The sequence below is a fragment of the Vicinamibacteria bacterium genome, from assembly GCA_035620555.1.
Classification (GTDB): Bacteria; Acidobacteriota; Vicinamibacteria; order Marinacidobacterales; family SMYC01; genus DASPGQ01.
In genome coordinates this window covers 1-17794 of sequence record DASPGQ010000578.1, presented here as the reverse complement: position 1 = coordinate 17794, position 17794 = coordinate 1, and the positions used below count along the sequence as shown (strand labels likewise).

Annotated in this window: 18 protein-coding genes; 3 read left to right on the top strand and 15 right to left on the bottom strand. The window is 62.4% G+C overall.

The genetic code is table 11. From position 1 onward, the window contains the following. The first annotated feature begins 97 nt into the window (after positions 1–97). Entirely contained in the window at positions 98–664 is a 567-nt protein-coding gene (gene pgsA, locus VEK15_23545) for a CDP-diacylglycerol--glycerol-3-phosphate 3-phosphatidyltransferase (protein ID HXV63695.1), read from the top strand. On the opposite strand, the gene VEK15_23540 is transcribed toward pgsA, so the two are convergent. The 8 genes from VEK15_23540 to rsmB form a co-directional block, all read right to left on the bottom strand. Continuing rightward, positions 655–975: a hypothetical protein gene (locus VEK15_23540; GenBank protein ID HXV63694.1), complete on the bottom strand. Its 321-nt coding sequence runs from the start codon at positions 973–975 to the stop codon at positions 655–657. The genes pgsA and VEK15_23540 overlap by 10 nt on opposite strands. A gap of 85 nt (positions 976–1060) precedes the next feature. Further along, positions 1061–2107 carry a LysM peptidoglycan-binding domain-containing protein gene (locus tag VEK15_23535; protein ID HXV63693.1) on the bottom strand — a complete coding sequence of 349 codons (1047 nt, stop codon included), beginning with the start codon at positions 2105–2107 and terminating at the stop codon, positions 1061–1063. 286 nt (positions 2108–2393) lie between these two features. Continuing rightward, positions 2394–3200, bottom strand: a complete 807-nt coding sequence (gene bamD, locus VEK15_23530; protein ID HXV63692.1) for an outer membrane protein assembly factor BamD — start codon at positions 3198–3200, stop codon at positions 2394–2396. 83 nt (positions 3201–3283) lie between these two features. Continuing rightward, positions 3284–4228, bottom strand: a complete 945-nt coding sequence (locus VEK15_23525; protein ID HXV63691.1) for an NAD-dependent epimerase/dehydratase family protein — start codon at positions 4226–4228, stop codon at positions 3284–3286. Continuing rightward, positions 4225–4620: a thioesterase family protein gene (locus tag VEK15_23520; GenBank protein HXV63690.1), complete on the bottom strand. Its 396-nt coding sequence runs from the start codon at positions 4618–4620 to the stop codon at positions 4225–4227. Before VEK15_23520 ends, VEK15_23525 begins: the two co-directional genes overlap by 4 nt. Beyond that, entirely contained in the window at positions 4620–5273 is a 654-nt protein-coding gene (rpe, locus tag VEK15_23515; protein ID HXV63689.1) for a ribulose-phosphate 3-epimerase, read from the bottom strand. The genes VEK15_23520 and rpe overlap by 1 nt, the downstream gene beginning before the upstream one ends. Before the next feature lie 8 nt (positions 5274–5281). After that, positions 5282–6166: a PASTA domain-containing protein gene (locus VEK15_23510; GenBank protein ID HXV63688.1), complete on the bottom strand. Its 885-nt coding sequence runs from the start codon at positions 6164–6166 to the stop codon at positions 5282–5284. Beyond that, positions 6163–7521, bottom strand: coding sequence for a 16S rRNA (cytosine(967)-C(5))-methyltransferase RsmB (gene rsmB, locus VEK15_23505; GenBank protein HXV63687.1), 1359 nt, complete (start codon positions 7519–7521; stop codon positions 6163–6165). The genes VEK15_23510 and rsmB overlap by 4 nt, the downstream gene beginning before the upstream one ends. A gap of 28 nt (positions 7522–7549) precedes the next feature. On the opposite strand from rsmB, the gene VEK15_23500 reads away from it, so the two are divergent. Then, positions 7550–10087 carry an ATP-binding protein gene (locus VEK15_23500; protein ID HXV63686.1) on the top strand — a complete coding sequence of 846 codons (2538 nt, stop codon included), beginning with the start codon at positions 7550–7552 and terminating at the stop codon, positions 10085–10087. On the opposite strand, the gene VEK15_23495 is transcribed toward VEK15_23500, so the two are convergent. The 4 genes from VEK15_23495 to def all read right to left on the bottom strand — a co-directional run bounded on the left by VEK15_23495 (position 10048) and on the right by def (position 15129). Continuing rightward, complete coding sequence (locus VEK15_23495; protein HXV63685.1) at positions 10048–10926, bottom strand: glycerophosphodiester phosphodiesterase; 879 nt, start codon at positions 10924–10926, stop codon at positions 10048–10050. The genes VEK15_23500 and VEK15_23495 overlap by 40 nt on opposite strands. Before the next feature lie 139 nt (positions 10927–11065). Then, positions 11066–13285, bottom strand: a complete 2220-nt coding sequence (locus VEK15_23490; protein HXV63684.1) for an EAL domain-containing protein — start codon at positions 13283–13285, stop codon at positions 11066–11068. Between the two features lie 402 nt (positions 13286–13687). After that, positions 13688–14620, bottom strand: a complete 933-nt coding sequence (fmt, locus tag VEK15_23485) for a methionyl-tRNA formyltransferase (GenBank protein HXV63683.1) — start codon at positions 14618–14620, stop codon at positions 13688–13690. Continuing rightward, complete coding sequence (def, locus tag VEK15_23480; GenBank protein HXV63682.1) at positions 14617–15129, bottom strand: peptide deformylase; 513 nt, start codon at positions 15127–15129, stop codon at positions 14617–14619. The genes fmt and def overlap by 4 nt, the downstream gene beginning before the upstream one ends. 26 nt (positions 15130–15155) lie before the next feature. On the opposite strand from def, the gene VEK15_23475 reads away from it, so the two are divergent. Beyond that, on the top strand, positions 15156–15638 hold the full coding sequence (locus tag VEK15_23475; GenBank protein HXV63681.1) for an ankyrin repeat domain-containing protein: 483 nt from the start codon (positions 15156–15158) through the stop codon (positions 15636–15638). On the opposite strand, the gene VEK15_23470 is transcribed toward VEK15_23475, so the two are convergent. From VEK15_23470 to VEK15_23460, 3 genes are all read right to left on the bottom strand, one after another. Continuing rightward, on the bottom strand, positions 15627–16553 hold the full coding sequence (locus tag VEK15_23470; protein HXV63680.1) for a 1-phosphofructokinase family hexose kinase: 927 nt from the start codon (positions 16551–16553) through the stop codon (positions 15627–15629). The genes VEK15_23475 and VEK15_23470 overlap by 12 nt on opposite strands. Continuing rightward, positions 16550–17203: a HAMP domain-containing sensor histidine kinase gene (locus VEK15_23465; GenBank protein ID HXV63679.1), complete on the bottom strand. Its 654-nt coding sequence runs from the start codon at positions 17201–17203 to the stop codon at positions 16550–16552. Before VEK15_23465 ends, VEK15_23470 begins: the two co-directional genes overlap by 4 nt. Next, positions 17200–17794: hypothetical protein (locus VEK15_23460; GenBank protein ID HXV63678.1), on the bottom strand; the 595-nt coding region annotated here is incomplete at its 5' end. The genes VEK15_23460 and VEK15_23465, both read right to left, overlap by 4 nt.

Sequence of the window (17794 nt, the reverse complement as noted above, 5' to 3'; positions counted from 1 at the left end):
GCGTCATCACTCTTGATCGACACGCGAAATGCCACGAAACGGCTGGAGGCTCCCAACGTCAAGAAGCTCTGATGTCTAACCCCTTTTCTCGGACGGCATGACACTCCCCAACTTGCCCAATGGCCTGACACTGAGCCGGATATTCCTCGTGCCGCTGCTCGTTGTCGTGCTCCTGACGAGAACGGAGAGATGGGAGCTCATCGGAGCCGGGATCTTCGCCGTCGCGGCGTTCACCGACTGGCTCGACGGCTACCTCGCCCGGCGTCGTCGTCAAGTCACGACTCTGGGCACGATGCTCGATCCCGTCGCGGACAAAGTTCTGGTGTCGGCTGCGTTCATCAGTCTCGTTCAGATGGGCCTTGCCCCAGCGTGGATGGTCGTCGTCATCGTGGGTCGGGAGTTCGCCGTTACCGGGCTCAGGATGGTTGCGGTCGAGCGTGGTATCACCATCCCGGCGAGTCCTCTGGGAAAAGGCAAGATGGCGACTCAGGTGGCGGCCATTCTGCTCTTGATCTTGGGAAGGAAATTTCTGGGCCCTCTCGCCGTGCTGGCGCCGGCGGTTCTGTGGATTACCGTGGGACTCGCCCTGGCGTCCGGAGTCGATTATTTTCTGAGATTCTACAAGAAAGTATCCGGCGAGCTGCCAACCGGAAGTCAGGCGTGAAAGGGACCAGCGCCCTTTCCCTTCCCCCCCCATTCGTCCATATCGGCCCCGATGTCGAGCGGGAACGGCTTGGGGAATGGGGTGTACTGCTCGGAAAGCGCCGCTTTCGGTGGATCGACGTTTTCGTCCTCCGCCTGAGCCCATCCCACCGACTGAAAGATGTCGTCGAACAGCGCTACCGCCATCATGAGCTCTGGGATGCCGTAGGAATATCGATTCCGTCGCGACAGGCCGCCCGGCGCGCTACGATCCTCCTCGCGGCTCTCGTTCCCGGAGATCTCCTGATAACGGAAAAGCGTCTCGTGTTTCACGCGGGGGGCAGGTGGGCGGAACCTCGTCTCCGCCCCTGAAGTCGGCGGCCCGTCAGGGAGCGATTCGAAGAGGTGAGCGAAAGGTCTACTTCAGCTCGATCAAATCTCCGATTTCGACGAAATCCTTGCTCTCCATGATGCGTGCCGTAGCGTGTCCCGGCTGTACCGTCAGCACCGCGAGCTCGCCTAGGACCTTGCGCGGGGCGTTCGGATAGACGTAACGGAAGATTACGAAGACGTTGCCGGGAACGACCCCGTCTTGCTGCCCGAGGTCGATGCTCACGAGGTGTCCTTCGCCCAAAGAGCGCAGGCTGTCGAGGGAGGCGGCAACCGTCCCTCGCATTCGGCCCGTTTCCGGCGTGAGACGGGTAGCGTAGGCCTGAACCGGCAAAAGGGGAACTGGAATCGGCTCGAAAGGCTTCAAGTAGTCATCGATATGGACGTCGGCACAGGCTTGCGTGATCTCGGCCATCGACGAGCTCTCCTGAACCGCCAGCACCGTAATCCAGCCGGTGCGTCGAATCATGTGTCCGTCGTCACCGAATCCGAATTCTTCCCTTCGCTGGGCATAGAACTGGTCGCCCGGACTCACGCCGTCGTTCGAGCCGCGATTCAGGTAGACGATATCTCCGGTAGCCAGATTGTCCTTGGTGTCCCCGTCTTCGCTTCCAAAGACCCGAAAGGACGCGTCCTCTTCCACGCCCATGTAGCTAGCGCACTGAATCGTCGTCTGTTCGTAGGCGGGGATGAAACTTGGGCCGCTCGGCCCCTCGGCTCCCTCCGGTCCTTCGGCTTCGGGGCCGCCCTCGGGCTCGACCCCCTCGGGCTCTTCGCCCACGGGTCGAACGAGATCGATCTCTGGAATGCGAAGTGGATCGCCTGGATAGATGAGGTGTGGGTTCCGGATGTAACGGTTCGCATCCCAGATGTGTGGCCAGAGAAACGGGTTCTGCAGATACTGATTCGCCAAATCCCAGAGGGTATCGCCACGTACGATGATGTGGAGGCGAGTCCCCTCGGGGTAGCTCGTCGGCGCCTGATAGGGGGACCAGTGTGGAGGCACGACGATATCTTGCGACGTCGCGGGAGTCGATGCCCCGACCACGCCTCCCGCAAGGAGCAGGAGGAGCACGGCGATCGCAGCCCTTCGATTAGAGGGGATGCCAGCCGGAATGGACACAGCGCCCAGGACGGCCCACGTAAATGGCGTCTTCACGACAAACCTCCACACTCGAATGGAACGAAGCTATGCCCAATAGGGTACAGGTCGATCTCGCAAGTGTCAAGCCGTTTTTGTCCGAAAGGTTAAAGTGCTACTTGAGGATCGAGGCAGGACTCGGCCGCGTGAAGGCCTAGAATTCGAGCGGTGCGGCCGCGGATCGCGGGTCCCGCCAAGGCATCGAGCAACTAGTCTTAACTCACCGCCGCACGGTTTGGTTTGCCAGGGATAGCTCGGCCAGAATCGATTGGGCTTGCTCTCGAAACTGACTGTTGGGATAGCGGTCCACGACGCTCTGGAAATGCGGAAGTGCCTGGCTCAGCTCGCCGCACATCTCGTAGGCCGAGCCGAGCCGAAAGTGCACTTCGTCGAGCTTGCTGAACGAGGGGTACGACTCGAGTACTTTTTCGAATCGCGCCGCGGCGGCGCGGCAGTGCTTGCGGATCTCCAAATAGAATACCCCCACGCGAAACTCGGATTCGGCGATGATCTCGTAGCACTCCTCGAGCAACTTCTGTCCTTCTTCCGCGTAGCGGGAATTTCGGTAGAGCTCCACGAGCTTCTCGAACTCCTCGATGGCGAGCTGGGTCGGATCCTGGTCGCGATCGGGACTATGGATCTGGCGGTAGTGGCCGTAGCCAATCTGGTATTGTGCGTAGTCGGCACGCGGATGGTTCGGATAGAAGGTCAAGAAGTCCCGGTACTCGGCGATGGCGAGGATCAGGTTGCCGCTGCCCTTCTGGTTGAAATACGTGTCGGCAATCCCGAGGCGCGCGTCGCCCGCTAGCTGGCTCCGCGGGTAGGCGTCCAACAACTGCTGGAAGTAGCTTCGCGCCTCTTCCCAGTTCTTGTCATCGAGTGCCTGGCGGCCGAGCGCCATCAGACGCTCGTCACCTTGGGCCCCCCGCGGGATGTCGTCGACTGACTTGCCCCCGCAGGACCAGACTCCGGCTGCGGCAATGAGGCCGACGAGACACCCGGTGATTCCGACGGTTCTCGGTACCATGGCGATGCGATCTCAGCATAGACGAGGTCGACCGGCTCCGCAACGAATCCGCGGGGCTGGTCGCTGTCGACGAGGTGGCGGCCTCACCGCGCGGCGAGTTGGCGTATCCAGGCCCATTCCATACGCAAGCCGTCGATGAGCTCGGTTCGGGGCTTATAACCGAGGTCGCGGCGCGCCGCCGATGTGTCGGCGTAGGTATCTCGCATGTCGCCTTTCTCCTTGGGGCGCTGGTCGATGGTGAGTCTCTTGCCCGTGATCGATTCGATGGTCTCGATGACTTGGAGCATCGACACGCGAGAGCCTCCTCCGATGTTGTAGACGGCGCCGGGACGACCTCGCTCCGACGCCGCAATGGTCGCCTCGACCGCATCGGCGATGAAGGTGAAGTCCCGGGTCTGCTTTCCATCGCCGTAGAGCGTGAAGGGTCTTTCGTCGAGCGCACACCTCAGCAGCCTGTTAAAAGCCATGTCGGGCCGCTGGCGGGGTCCGTAAACGGTGAAGTAGCGGAGCGACACCGTGTGGATGCCGTGGTTTGTTTGATAGAGCTCGCAGAGCTTTTCGGCAGCGAGCTTGCTCACTCCGTAAGGCGACACCGGGTGCAACGGCACGTCCTCCTCCATCGGAAGCTTGGCCGCGTCCCCGTAGACCGAAGAGGATGACGCGAACACGAACGCATCGAGCTCCGCGCCTTTCGCCGCCTCGAGAAGTTGTTGAGTCGCCAGGATGTTGTTCGAGGTGTAGATGGAAAAATCCTCGCCCCAACTCGCTCTCACTCCCGCTTGTGCCGCCAGGTGGAAAATCCGTCGGCAGCGTTTCACCAGGGCGCGAAGGTCGAGCTCGGAAAGCGAGCTATCGATCAGCTCGAAGTTTGCCTCGCCTCGCAGCTTGGCCAGGTTTCTCTCCTTGGCTTCTCGCGGGTAGTAGTCGAGGAACGAGTCCACGCCAAGAACTCGGTCACCCCGGGCGATGAGCTCTTCGGCGAGCGTCGAGCCAATGAATCCAGCTGCTCCGGTCACGAGTGAAGTCATTCGAGGATCTCCGTCAGTTGCGGAGGAAGTCGGCAAGGACGTCCCCGTCGCGTTACAGCGGCATGCACCGTGCTCCCGGTGGCGAGCAAAGTGGAGCCTTTCGAAAGATGGTAGTCGAAGCGGAGCCGCGCTCTCGATGGAAGGCTAGCGCGGGTGCGAATCTCGACGATGTCGTCGTAGCGTGCGGGGTAAATGTAGCGGCAGTGCGCCTCGAGAACGGGCAAATGGATTCCTTCACGTTCTTCGATCTCCCGGTAGCTGTCCCCGAGGTGACGCAGGAGATCGCACCGTCCGACCTCGAACCAGGTAAGGTAGTTAGCGTAGTAGACGACGCCCATGGCATCCGTTTCCTGATACCGTACTCGTACGTGGCAGGTGGTCTCCCGCTGCATCAGACAGGCGCTGCCGAGAGCATCGCCCGGACGACCTTCTCCGGGTCGGGAGCGTGGAATACGGCGGAGCCGGCGATGACGACGTCGACGCCGGCCTCGACGGCACGCGGCACCCTCGCCTCGTTCATGCCGCCGTCGATTTCGATGGTCAGCCGCAAGCTCCGCTCTTCCGAGAGCCTTCTCAGCCGGCGCACGCGATCGAAGCTGCCTTCGATGAAGTCCTGTCCTCCCCATCCCGGATTGACCGACATGATGATGGCGTAGTCGACGATAGGGAGGAGCTCTTCCACGGACAGGAGCGACGTCGAAGGGTTGAGGGCAATTCCCGGCGAGATTCCGTGGCCGCGGATCGACGTGATGGCGAGGTGAGGGTGGTGAATCGACTCCGGATGGATCGCGATCATGTCCGCACCCGCGGAGGCGAAGGCATCGATCCAGCGGTCGGCATTCTCGATCATCAAGTGCACGTCCAGAGGCAATTTTGTCACCCGGCGCACGGCCTGGACGACCATCGGACCGAACGTCAGGTTGGGCACATAATGACCGTCCATGACGTCCAGATGGAGCTGGTGGGCCCCCGCTCTCTCGACGCGAGCGATCTCCGATGCCAGCTGGGTGAAGTCGGCAGAAAGGATCGACGGAGCGATTCGCATGGACGTATTCAGTTCCCGTTGCTGAGATAGAGAACGATCCGATCCCGTTTGAATACCTTGGTACCCGGGAGGGGAGCCTGGCGCACCACGACGTTCTTGCCTACGCCGGGGTAGTCCACGAGCTTGACTTGAGAGACCTTGAGCGAACCGCGACCCAGCTCGTCGAGAAGGTCTACGTAATCACGGCCGATCAGATCGGGCATGACGAATGCCTCGTCCACGTACCCCCGAGAGAGCAACAGGGAAACCTCGCTCGTGTTGGCGACCTCCTCGTAAGCCTGGGGTGACTGGGCCACGACGGTGTCGGGAGCGTATACGTCGCTGTGAATTTCCACGACTCGCCCAAGGGTGAACCCTCCTTGCTCGAGGATGAGCTGAGCCGACTGCAGGGTCTCTCCTTCGATGCGCGGGACCGTATGCCGCTCGGGTCCTAGGCTTACCCACACCCGGACCGCGCGCCCCTTCTTGAGGGTCGCCCCGGTTTCTGGAGACTGGATTGCGATGAAGTCCTTGGGCACCGATTCGTGGAACCGATTCCCTTCGAGTACCAGCCGTAGCTCCTGTCGGGCCAGCATGTCTCGCGCCGTATCGACGTTCGTTCCCGCCACATCCGGGACACTCACCTCGTTGCTCCGAACGGCGAGGGTGAACGTAATGGCCGCGGAGATCACCGCCGTGGCGAGAAGCCCCGCCACGATGGCAATGACCTCCAGAATGCGCACCAAGGTCTTGCGGAGCCCGCTCTCGGCGTTGGTTCGGGCTGGGCGGTCGGGTTTGTCGGTCCGCGTAGCCGGCCTCCGAAGCACCCGTTCTCCGGCGCTCGACTCCTGGTCCGACATGAACGTATTGTATCGTGCGTCGGCGGGTTGCGTCTCGGTGAGGGTCGACTTCAACGATCTCGGGTGAGGACGGCCGCGAAATAGCCGTCGACTCCGTCGCGCTCGGGAAGCGTCCGAAAAACGCCCGCGGCCGCCAGATGTCGCGCGGACTCCGGGAGGCTCGGCCCGCACTCCACCAGATGGAAGGGCTCGTTCTCGGCAAGAAAACCGTCCACGACGGCCTCGTTCTCCTCGGGCTCGCTCGAGCAGGTCGCGTAAACGAGACGTCCCCCGATGGCAAGCCGCTCGCTCGCCGAGCGGAGCAGGGCGCTCTGGAGGGCGGCAAATGTGCCCAGGTCCTCCTCGCGCAGACGCCATTTGATATCGGGGTTTCTTCGTACCGTGCCCAGGCTCGAGCAGGGGACGTCGAGCAGGATCCGATCGAAGGACGCGACCGTTGGGAGCCGTCTCCCGTCGGCTACGACAGGACGAACGTTGTCTATTCCGAGTCGCTCCGAAAGCGACGCAATGATTCCGGCGCGGCGGGGGCGAAGGTCGACCGCGATCACCGACCCGACTCCGAGCTCGGCGAGGCCGGTCGCCTTCGCGCCGGGCGCGGCGCACAGGTCGAGCACCCGCTCCCCCTCCTTGGGCGCAACGATCCAAGGAACGAGCTGAGACCCCGCGTCCTGGATGAATACGAGTCCCTTCTCATAGAGTTTGCTGTGTTTGACCCGGCCGGAAACGACTCGCAGGCAGCCGGGCACGAGCGGGAAGATCTCGGACGATACCCCGTCGTCGAACAGCATCCGCTGTGCCGCGCCGGGGTCGAGGTGACGCGAGACCCGCAAGAATACCGAGGGCGCCTCGTTCTGCACCGAGCACCGGCGCGCGGCCGTTTCGAAGCCGTCCCGAGCGAGGTAGCGTCTCACCAGCCAGCGCGGATGAGACAGCGCGATGCTCAGGTAGTCGAGCCGATTGGCTCGATCGGGCAGGAAAGGCCTCTCCCGACTTCTCAGGGCGCTTCGCAGCACGGCGTTCACCAGGCCTGCGCCCCGCGACGCTCGGAAAGCCCGGGCAAGACGGACTGATTCGTCGACGGCGGCGTGCGGCGGGATGCGGCTTAGAAAGCGGAGCTGATACAGGCCGATGCGAAGCGCGCGGAGCAGGACCGGATCGATCTTCGAGAGAGGGCGTTTGGCGTGAGCGGCGATTATGTAATCGAGTCGCCCGCGCCACCGGAGCACCCCGTAGACGATCTCGGTCGCCAAGTCCTTGTCAGCGGGGGAGAGCTTTCGAGACAGGCTGTGGTGGAGCGCGGTGGCGGGATCCTCCCGTCTCTCCTCCACACGGCGTAAAACGCGGAAGGCGACGGCTCTCGACGGCGAGAGCTCGATGGATTCTTTCTTCGTCTTTCGCCTTGAACTCATCGCCTCGGTCGTGGATTATTGCCGCAGGATGCCTTCGAAACCCAATCCCGGAAAGCAATCGCAGGCTCTCGAGGTCCCGGTGGAGAGCCTCAGGTACCGTTGCGCCAGCGACGTTTTCGAGTTCGGCACCACGAAGGATCTCGTGGACCATTTCGAGATCATCGGACAGGACCGAGCGATCAGAGCCATCCAGCTGGGGCTCGCCGTCTCCGCGCACGGGTACAACATCATCGTGCAGGGTCTCACTGGAACCGGAAAAGAGACCACGGTCAAGAGCATTCTCGAGAACGTGGCCGACAACCGCAGGATTCCGCAAGACATTTGCTACGTGCACAACTTCGACGATAGCGATCGTCCCACGGTGCTGTACCTCAGCCCCGGTGATGGGAATCGACTCAGGAAAGACATGAACACCCTCGTCGATTACCTGAGTCGCACGGTTCCCGGGGTGCTGGAGTCCGACGAGTTCAAGAAGCGCCGGGCGCAAATCATCGAGAGTGAAGGCGAGAAGGGCCGAGCCGTCATCAAGCAGTTCGAGGAGCGCATCAAGAAAGAGAACTTCGTCATGGTGGAGATACGGTTCGGACCCATGACCAAGACTGAGGTCGCTCCTATCGTAGACGGCAAGCCTCGAACCGAGGAGGAGCTCGAGCACCTCTTGGCAGAGGGGAAGATAGAGCGCTCGGAGTTCGAGCGCATCGACGGAATTCGCGAGCAGTTGGCGGAAGAGCTCGAGGAAGTCCTGAAACACGCGCGGGACTCGGAGAAGCAGATCGCCGAGGCCCTCAAATCTCTGGTGTACGGCTTCGGAGCAGAGATGGTGAATCCGCGAATCGACGAGATCAAGAGCCGCTACACCGCCGATCGCTGCCAGCGCTTCCTCGAGCACGTCCGTCACCACATGCTCGAGAACCTCGATGACTTCATGCAGAAGCCTCCGACGGAGGAGCAATCGGGGCTCGCGGCGATTCTGTCGCTTCAGCGTGATCGTTTCCTGCATTATCGAGTCAACGTTCTCGTCGACAACTCGGCGACCGAGCGCGCCCCCATCGTCGTCGAGACCCACCCCACCTACAAGAATCTGTTTGGAACCATCGAACGGATCTGGGATCGAAGCGGTCAGTCCTATTCCGATTTCACCCGGATCAAGGCGGGCACCCTGCTTCGCGCCGTCGGCGGCTATCTCGTGGTCTCCTTCCAGGAGATCCTGTCCGAGCCCGGGGTCTACCAGTCGCTGAAGCGCACGTTGAAGAGCGGCAAGGTAGACATCCAAGGGTTCGATCCCACCTACCTGTTTACCGCGACCGCCCTGAAACCCGAGCCCATCGATGTGGAGCTGAAGGTCCTTCTCATCGGGGACGAGCTGATCTATCAAGTCTTCTACCAGCTCGATCCGGATTTCCGGAAAATCTTCAAGATCAAGGCCGACTTCGATACGGTAATGGATCGGACGCCGGAATCCATTGGCCGTTACGCGGGTTTCGTCGCCCGCGTTGCCTCCGCCGAAGGGCTCCTTCCGTTCGACCGAAACGCCACTGCCGCCATCGTGGAAGAAGGCGTGCGGCTTGCGGGCCGAAAGAACAAGTTGAGCACCCGCTTCAGTGAGATCGCGGACCTCCTACGAGAGGCCGACTACTGGGCGCGCCTCGAAGGCGCGACCGAGGTGAGGGGTGAGCATATCGACCGCACCGTGAGTGAGGCGGTAGCCCGCCGCAACCTCGTCGAGTGTCGCATCGCCGAGATGATCCGGGAAGCCATCATCATGATCGATAGCGACGGCGAGGTCGTGGGCCAAGTAAACGGCTTGTCGGTCTACGACGTAGGCGATTACCGCTTCGGTCGTCCGGTCAAGATCACCGCCACCGTAGCCACCGGCCGTGCCGGCATTATCAACATCGAACGTGAGTCCGATCTCTCCGGCAAAAGCCACAACAAGGGAATGCTGATCCTCTCAGGCTATTTTCGTTCGCGTTTTGCGCAGAAGCGCCCGCTGACGCTTTCCGCCAGCCTCGCCTTCGAGCAGAGCTACAGCGGAGTCGACGGCGACAGCGCGTCCTCGACCGAGCTCTACGCGCTCCTCTCGGCGCTTTCGGGGCTGCCGCTGCGGCAGGATATCGCGGTGACCGGCTCAGTGAACCAGAAAGGCGAGATCCAGGCGATCGGTGGGGTGAACGAGAAGATCGAGGGATTCTACGATACCTGTCTCGCCGCGGGGCTGACCGGGAGTCAGGGGGTGATTATTCCGAAATCGAACGTCGGCGACCTCATGCTGCGCAAGGACGTCGTCGCCGCGGCCGAGCAACGGAAATTCCACATCTATGCGGTCTCGACCGTCGAGGAAGGGATCGAGCTTCTTACCGGTGTCGCGGCGGGAACGGCGAACGCCGAAGGCGAGTATCCCGCAAGTTCCCTTTACGCCCGCGTCGACAAGCGGCTCGCAGAGATGACCCGCGATTTTCGCGCGGCTTCCAAAGCAGGAAAGGAGGATCTCAAGCTCGGCTCCGACGACGAGACAGCCGACTCGCGTCAGAGGCGTCCTAACAGCTCGAGCAGACGGTCGGGGTAATCGGTCAGGATACCGCTGACACCCATCTTCAGCAGTCTCTCCATGTCTTTTGCATCGTTCACCGTCCAGGCCTGTACCCGAACGTTCGATCGCCGTGCCCATTCGAGAAAAGAGGCGTCGATTACGTGGATATCCCCGAAGAACTCGGGAACCTGAAACACCACGGCCGGACTACGGTAGAGGCTTCCCAGACCAAACTGGTGGACCTGGTAGAAAAAAAGGCTCTCTCGCGCAGTCGCGCTGGTGGCGACTTCGGGACAGTCTTCGCGGAGAGCCGCCATCGCGTCGTGCTCGAAGGCGGCGACGAGCACTCGATGCTCCGCCCCGAATCTCTTCAGCGATCGGCAAAGCTGTCGCGCGCGCTCGGGCGTGAACTCCTTCATTTCCAGGTTCAATCGGGCGTCGGGTAACCCCGCCAACACGTCGGCGAGGGTGGGCACGGTAATGCCCCGGCCCCGGTGAGGAAAGCTCCCGTCGGGACCCCCGAAGTCGAACGCCGCGTCCAACTGGAGAACCTCTCGCAATGCGAGGTCGCCGACGCGTCCTTCGCCGTTCGTCGTCCTATCCACCGTTTCGTCGTGCATGACCACGATCTCGCCGTCGGCCGTGGAACGCAGATCCATCTCGATCATGTCGACACCGAGCGCGTCGGCTTTTTCGAACGCGAAAAGCGTGTTCTCGGGCCAGAGACCTCGTCCGCCCTGGTGGGCGATTACGACGGGCTCCGCCTCGAAAAACGGATGATCGGCGACGCCTCGTACCGGGTGGAGCCAGGCGAAATAGGCATAGAGGATCGCCAGAAATGCCACAACGCGCCAAAGCCATTTGAACGCGCCCATGAGGGTATTCTAAGCCGCCCTCGGGCTCCGAGCTCCCGCCTCGGATCAGTCTTCCCGAGGTCGTAGTCTGAGAACCTTCCCAAGACCGAACCCGGTCGATGATCCTCGCTTGTCGGGGATCCCCAGGTCGGGAAACCGCTCAGCCCAGGATGGAACGAAGCTCGTCGGAGGGAAGCGGATCGCAGAAGAGACTGCCTTGCCCGTGAGCGCAGCCGAGCTCTAGCAGCTCGTCGAGCTGCTCCTCGGTCTCGACTCCCTCGGCGATGACGTCCATACCGAGGTTCTGGGCGAGAGAGACGATGGTTCGCACCGCGATCCAATTGTCTCCGCCCGAGCGCAGGTGGCGAACGAAGGAGCGGTCGATCTTCAGGACGTCTATTTGAAAACGATGAAGGTATCCAAGTGAAGAATAGCCCGTCCCGAAGTCGTCCATGTGGATCCGGAGTCCGAGCGACTTCAGTTGCGCCAGGATCGTGACCGACGAATCGGCCTTTTGCATGACGACGTTCTCGGGGATGTCGAGAACGAGGCGAGCCGGTGAAAGGCCCGTCTCCTTGAGCACTTCCTCCACGCGTCCCACGAGATCGGGTTGGAAAAGCTGCTTGTCCGATACGTTGACGTGAAGGGTCAGATGCCCACCCTTCGACCAGTCTGTGATCTGGCGGCATGCTTCGGTAAACACCCACCAACCGAGATCGATGATGAGCCCGGAGGCTTCAGCCGCATTCAGGAAATGAAATGGGGTGAGCAGGCCCTTTTCGGGATGGCGCCATCGCGCGAACACCTCCACCCCGACGGGTACTCGAGAGGGAAGTGAGACGACCGGCTGATAAAGCAGCAGGAACTCGTTCCCGGAGAGGGCGCGCCGAAGCTCGGCCTCGAGTCGAAGCTGCTCGAGAGCGCGCCGGTGCATGGCATTGTCGAAGACCTCGTGGCGTGCCCTACCCGCAGCCTTCGCCCGGTACATCGCGGTGTCGGCGTCGTGAAGGACGTCCTCGGGGCGTTTGTAAGTCTCCGATCCCATCGCGATGCCGATGCTGGTGGTAATGAGAATCTCCAATCCATGGAGCAGAAAAGGCTCGCGAAACGCTTGATGGATTCGATCGGCTACTCGAACCGCCTCGGTTATCTCCACGACGTTGGCGAGGAGGACGGCGAACTCGTCTCCACCCAGCCGGGCGACGGTGTCCCCCGGACGGACGCACAGAACCAGCCGGCGCGCCATGGCGATGAGCAGCTCGTCACCCACCATGTGCCCCAGGCTATCGTTGATCCGCTTGAATTGGTCGAAATCGAGGAACAGGACGCCGAACCCGTAGACCCTCGCCGAACGCTTCGACCGCTCGAGCGAGCGTTTCAGGTGCTCCATGAAGAGCGAGCGATTCGGAAGTCCGGTGAGATCGTCCCGGAGGGCGTCCTGGCGGAGTCTTTCCTCGGCGAGCGCGAATCGAGCCTCGCATTCTCTCAGCTTTCCTTCGAGCTTCTTCAGCTCACTGGTATCGCCGATGACGGCACAATGATAGGCGTCTTGCCCGACTCGAACGTAGCTCGTAGAGATGCGAACCGGGATGAGAGAGCCATCCTTGCGTTTGAGCTCGGTCTCCATCTGAGCGTGCCCGAACCTTGCCGAGTCCTCCCACAGTCGTCGAAGAGAGGCGCCGTCGGCATCGATTTCGAGCTCGCTCGCTTTCATCGCGACCATCTCCACGCGAGTGAATCCCAGGGCGCGAGATACAGCCTCGTTGGCGTAGAGGACTCGGGAGTCCTCGCCAATACAAACGGCGGGCTGCTGGATGAGATCGACCGCCGCCTGCGCCAGGCGAAGACGATCGATGAGGCGAAGACGTTCGATGCCCATGCCCAGAAGCGAAGAGAACGTCTCGTTGGCCGAGTCGAATTCGGCGTCTCTCGCGAGCGGCTCGCCTGAGAAAATCGACGCCATGGCGACGAGCGTTCCCCGAGAGGAAAGGGCCGGGTGCGTGTGGCAGAGCAGGAGGCCATGTGCTCGGCCGACGGCATCCATCTGATTCGCGATGTCACCGAAATCGATGGTGTCGATCGCCACCGGCCACTCATCGGCGATTCGGATCGATTCGATCGAGCGGACGAGATCGGTAGGCAGGCTCGGGGAGACGCCACCCTCGAGCTGCCCCGTCTGCATTTCCACGAGGTGAATGGCCACCGAGCACCGAGGGCCTTGCGATTCCATCACCCTGGCGGTCTCGTTCATGAGCTCCGGGATGGAGCAGCCGAAAGCAATCCGCCTCAGGACGAAGTTCTGAATCGAGAGCCGCCCCTCGGTGGGATCGGAAGAAGGGACATCCCAGATGACTTGCCCCGCCGCTCTCCGCATCTGCATTCCTCTTGTATGTGCTCGCCGCGACAGTCCTCGGCGCCGACGTCAATGCCTCATCGCCGGTACGGGCTGCCTCCCGCCGTGGGGGGGCGGGATCGGTCGCGGAGGTCGGCCCTCGCGTGGCTGAGCCCGCTCGGAGTGATGCGTTGCAAGCCGTGTACCGGATGCGAGTACCCGTCTTTTTGGGCAAATCGCGACGAGAGCGTCGAGATCTGTGGGAGAAGCCCATCGTTCGGCGTCGAAACGCGATTTGGAGCGCGGGGAACTCCCCCGGCTCAGGTGCTCAATGCCGTGGCGGGACCCGCAATTGATCGTGCCGCCACGGCTCTGGCTGCTTGCGGCGCGACGAGCGCGCCGGGCTCGCTCCGCTCGCGCAGGCTGGACTGTACTTTTTCATCAGCCTGCTCAAACGAGAGAATCGCCTTGGGTCAGGCGGCGACCGCGCGCGAACGCCGCCGCACTCATCGCCGGTCGGTCGGGTGCTTGAACCCGCCTCACGACGAGCGCTGTTTGCATCCCGCAGGCAACGACCAGCCCATCTCCCTCGAAGGAAACAATGGTACCGGGGGAGCCGTCGAAACGTCCGGCCCGCGGGGACGCCTCCAGCAACTTCAACGCAATCCCATTGCGCTTCACGAAAGCACCGGGCCACGGCTGGAAAGCCCGGATGCAGCGATCGATCCGCGTCGCCGGCCAGTCCCAATCGATCCGCGCATCCTCCTTCTTGATCCGCGGCGCCAAGCTCGCCAAGGAATCGTCCTGAGTGACCGGCACGATGGTTCCTCGTTGGAGCCCCTCGAGCGTCTCGAGAAGGAGCTCGGCCCCGGCGTCCGCAAGCTTTGGCTCGAGGGTCATCGTGGTCTCGTCATCGGCAATGGGAATGCGCTTCGACAGAAGAATCGGCCCGGTGTCGAGGCCCTCGTCCATCAGCATCGTGGTGACACCGGTCTCCACCTCGCCTCGGGCAATCGCCCACTGAATTGGGGCGGCGCCGCGATAGGCAGGGAGGAGAGAGCCGTGAACGTTGACGATCCCTTTCGGCGGGATCGAAAGGATCGTTCGGGGAATGATTTGACCATAGGCAACCACGGTGATGCACTCGGGAGCCAGGCGATTCAGCAGGATTACAGCCTCCTCGGAACGTATCTTCTCCGGCTGATGGACGGGTATGCCGAGCGACATGGCGATCGACTTCGTCTTGGGCATGCGAAGCCGGTGTCCTCGTCCGGCCGGTTTGTCCGGCTGAGCGACGAGGGCGACTAGGTCGTGCTCGGAGCGAGCCAGAGCCTCGAGCGAGGGTACGGCGAACGTGCCGGACCCCATGAAGATCAGTCTCACCAGTCGCCCTGGCGAATTCGCTTTCGGATCTTCCGTTTGAGCAGGTCTCGTTTGAGGGCGCCGAGGCGCTCGAGAAAGAGCTTTCCGTCGAGGTGATCGATTTCGTGGCAGAAAGCCCGGGCGAGGAGGCCCGTCCCCTCCATCGTGACTTCCTCTCCGTCGAGATTCTGTCCTCGCACTTTGACCCAGGCGGGTCGAACCACCACTCCGCTGAATCCGGGTACGGAAAGACAACCCTCTTCCTCGTGCTGTTCGCCCTCTTGCTCGAGCACCACTGGGTTCGCCATAACGATGACTTGCTTGGGATCTTCTCCGACGGTGATGTCAATGACCATCAAGCGAAGGGTCAGTCCGATTTGATTGGCTGCCAGACCCACTCCGGGCGCGGCGTACATCGTCTCGATCATGTCCTTCGAGATTTGCCGCAGCTCCTCGTCGAACGTCGTGACTTCTTCGGACGGCTGCTCGAGGGGTGGGGCGCCGAACTTGACGATGGGCCGCAAAGACATAAAACGTGAAGCTACAATAACGAGCGATGTCACGTCAACGCGAGGGCGCGATCGAGAGACGACGGGTCGTCGCGTCCTGGGCGTTTCTCGTCGTGTGGTGCGCGGCCTGCGCGCTCGATGGCCGAGGCGGCTACACCCGTCTAATGCGCGCCGCGGCGAGCGGTGAGGCTCACTCGGTGCGGGAGCTGCTCTCGAATGGCCACGATCCCGACGCGGCGGACGAGAACGGCAATACCGCACTTTCGCTCGCGGCGCAGTTTGGCCGGGACGAGATCGTCTCGATCCTTCTCGAGGCGGGGGCAAGTCTCGATCTTGCTGACCGAGAGGGCGGCACACCGCTCATGAAAGCCGCTCGATTCGGGCGCGAGGACGTCGTGCGGCTGCTCGTCGCGGCGGGCGCCTCGACGTCGCGACGTGACCGGGAGGGACGGACCGCGATCGACTGGGCGGTTTTGGGTGGACACGAGACGCTCGTCCAGCAGATGGGCGGTGTCGAGTCACCCGACTGACAAAGATTCGAACCGAGCCGCTTCGGGCCGCAAGTCCCTCGCGCGGATTCTTCCGTATCCCTCCGCCAGCGATGCGGTGGCAGTGGCCACGGCGAATCGCGCCAGGTCGGCGATGCTGTAGCTGCGGACACGCCCCACGATGACGCCCGCTGCCAGCGCATCTCCGGCACCCGTTGGATTGCCGAGACGAAGGTTCGTGGGTGGCATGGAGCACCGCGCCGAGACTCGACCATCAGCGAGCCAGATCCCTTCTGAACCGAATGTCAAAATGACCATTTCGGCGCCGAGTGCCCGAATCATGTGAAGGGCGTCCCTGCGGTCGTCATCGCTATCCAGCGACGAGCCCAGAAGACTTTCCGCTTCGCCGCGGTTGGGTTTGGCGACGCTCGGCCGCCCGCGTAAACCAACCTCGAGGGCGGCACCTGAGGTGTCGAGCAGACAGAACGTTTCGCGCTCTCGGCACATTCTCGCCATGACATCGAATATTTCGACAGAGACACCGGGCGGTACGCTTCCCATCAAGGCAACGGCCTCGGCTTCTGGAAGATGTGTCTGGAAGCGACGGAGCAGCTCTCCTCGATCGTCTGTTTCCAGGCCGGCCTCGTTGACCACGGTTGCCGTCCCGTCTTTCTCGAGGACGATGACGCAGGTGCGGCTCTCCCCCTCGAACGGGACCAGATCGCTTTCGATGCCTTCGCGAGCGAGGCCACGCCGGATCGCCTCACCCGCGATCCCGCCCGACAAGCCCAGAACCAGGGGCTCTTCACCGAGCCCGCGGAGGGCCCGCGCCACGTTGACTCCTTTGCCGCCTGCCTGTTTCGATGACTGAGCCGTACGATGAACCTCCCCCGGTCGAAGCGCGTCGACGTGAAGGGTGATGTCGACGGCCAGGTTGGGACAAACGACGAGAATCAAACGGACTCGAGCCTCAACACGAAACGAGCGCCCGCCTCACCATGGCTCTCCAGGGTGAGTGTTCCCTCCTGCCCTTCGGCAAAGCGCCGCGCGATGGCAAGTCCGAGACCATGGCCAGGCGTTGCCCGGCAGGCACGAAAGAAGGGCTCGAACAGATGGGCGATGTCCTCATTGTCGACGCCCGGCCCGTCATCGGCGACTTCGATCACCGCCCGTCCTTCGCTCGCGTGACCGCTTACCCGAACCGAGCCTTCGGGACGCGAGAACTTGATTCCGTTGTCGATCAAGTTGGAGAGGACACGCTCGGTCGCTCGCTCGTCACCGAGGACGTTCAGATTCGTTTCCTGAACCTCGAGCCGTATCCCGCGCTGGTCGGCGACCGGCTGGAATCGCGCCTCGAGTCGTTTCGTGACCGCGTCGACAGAAAAAGGTTGTCGCGCGAACTCGTCCTTCCCCGTGGCAAGGAGCTCGGAGACGAGTCCCCGGAGAGCTTCCACCTCGTCGAGACATGACTCGGCACGAGCTCGGGAGGCGGGATTCTCGAGCAGCTTCCGCAGATGAAGCTCGATGGTGAGGAGGGGCGCCTCGAGCTCGTGAGCGAGGAGACTCGCTGATTCGAGGTGGGTTTCCTTCATCGAACGTTCGCTCACGCTCGCGCGTCGTCGGCGCGTGCCGAGCGCGACCGGGTGGAACCTTCGCCCAGATCGAGGAAGCTCCGGTAAGCGGACTCGAAGCGTTCCTTCAGGCGGCGACCCTCCTCGCCGCCAAAGGGTGCGCTTCGAAGCCAGCTAGACCTGAGCCTCGCCACCTCGTCACCTGCCGTCTTCAAGTCGTGGGCGCGGTCACGGCCCCTGCCCCCGGTCATGGTGTTGGCCGCGAGAGCATTCTTGAGGCGTTCCGCCAGGCCATCGATTTGGAGGTGAGCCGGGCTCGAGGGGTCGAGCTCAGACACGATGCTCTCGAGCCGCTGCACCAGCTTTTCCCGTTTCGTCCGGTTGACGTCGGGGTCGAGCTCCGTTCCCCGGAACGCCCGGGGCTCGCGCGATATAAGAGCCTGCATGCCTGCTTCGAAACGGATCGAGGCTTCGGCGAGAGGGTCGGACGATCCGCCAAGCTTCTTCCACCGCTGCCAAATATCCTGCGCTTTGGTCGCGGCTTCCGGGGCTTCTTCGGTGTCGAGCGCCAGAAGCTCTTCGACCAGCGCTTCTCGAGCGCGGGAGTGCTCTTCCTCGTCGACTTGG

Bases quoted from the DNA above. Each gene is read 5' to 3' on its own strand.
- pgsA (HXV63695.1), top strand. From the start codon at position 98: ATGACACTCCCCAACTTGCCCAATGGCCTGACACTGAGCCGGATATTC.
- VEK15_23520 (HXV63690.1), bottom strand. From the start codon at position 4,620: ATGCAGCGGGAGACCACCTGCCACGTACGAGTACGGTATCAGGAAACG.
- VEK15_23475 (HXV63681.1), top strand. From the start codon at position 15,156: ATGTCACGTCAACGCGAGGGCGCGATCGAGAGACGACGGGTCGTCGCG.
- bamD (HXV63692.1), bottom strand. From the start codon at position 3,200: ATGGTACCGAGAACCGTCGGAATCACCGGGTGTCTCGTCGGCCTCATT.
- VEK15_23525 (HXV63691.1), bottom strand. From the start codon at position 4,228: ATGACTTCACTCGTGACCGGAGCAGCTGGATTCATTGGCTCGACGCTC.
- VEK15_23495 (HXV63685.1), bottom strand. From the start codon at position 10,926: ATGGGCGCGTTCAAATGGCTTTGGCGCGTTGTGGCATTTCTGGCGATC.
- def (HXV63682.1), bottom strand. From the start codon at position 15,129: ATGTCTTTGCGGCCCATCGTCAAGTTCGGCGCCCCACCCCTCGAGCAG.
- rsmB (HXV63687.1), bottom strand. From the start codon at position 7,521: ATGAGTTCAAGGCGAAAGACGAAGAAAGAATCCATCGAGCTCTCGCCG.
- VEK15_23490 (HXV63684.1), bottom strand. From the start codon at position 13,285: ATGCAGATGCGGAGAGCGGCGGGGCAAGTCATCTGGGATGTCCCTTCT.
- VEK15_23500 (HXV63686.1), top strand. From the start codon at position 7,550: ATGCCTTCGAAACCCAATCCCGGAAAGCAATCGCAGGCTCTCGAGGTC.
- rpe (HXV63689.1), bottom strand. From the start codon at position 5,273: ATGCGAATCGCTCCGTCGATCCTTTCTGCCGACTTCACCCAGCTGGCA.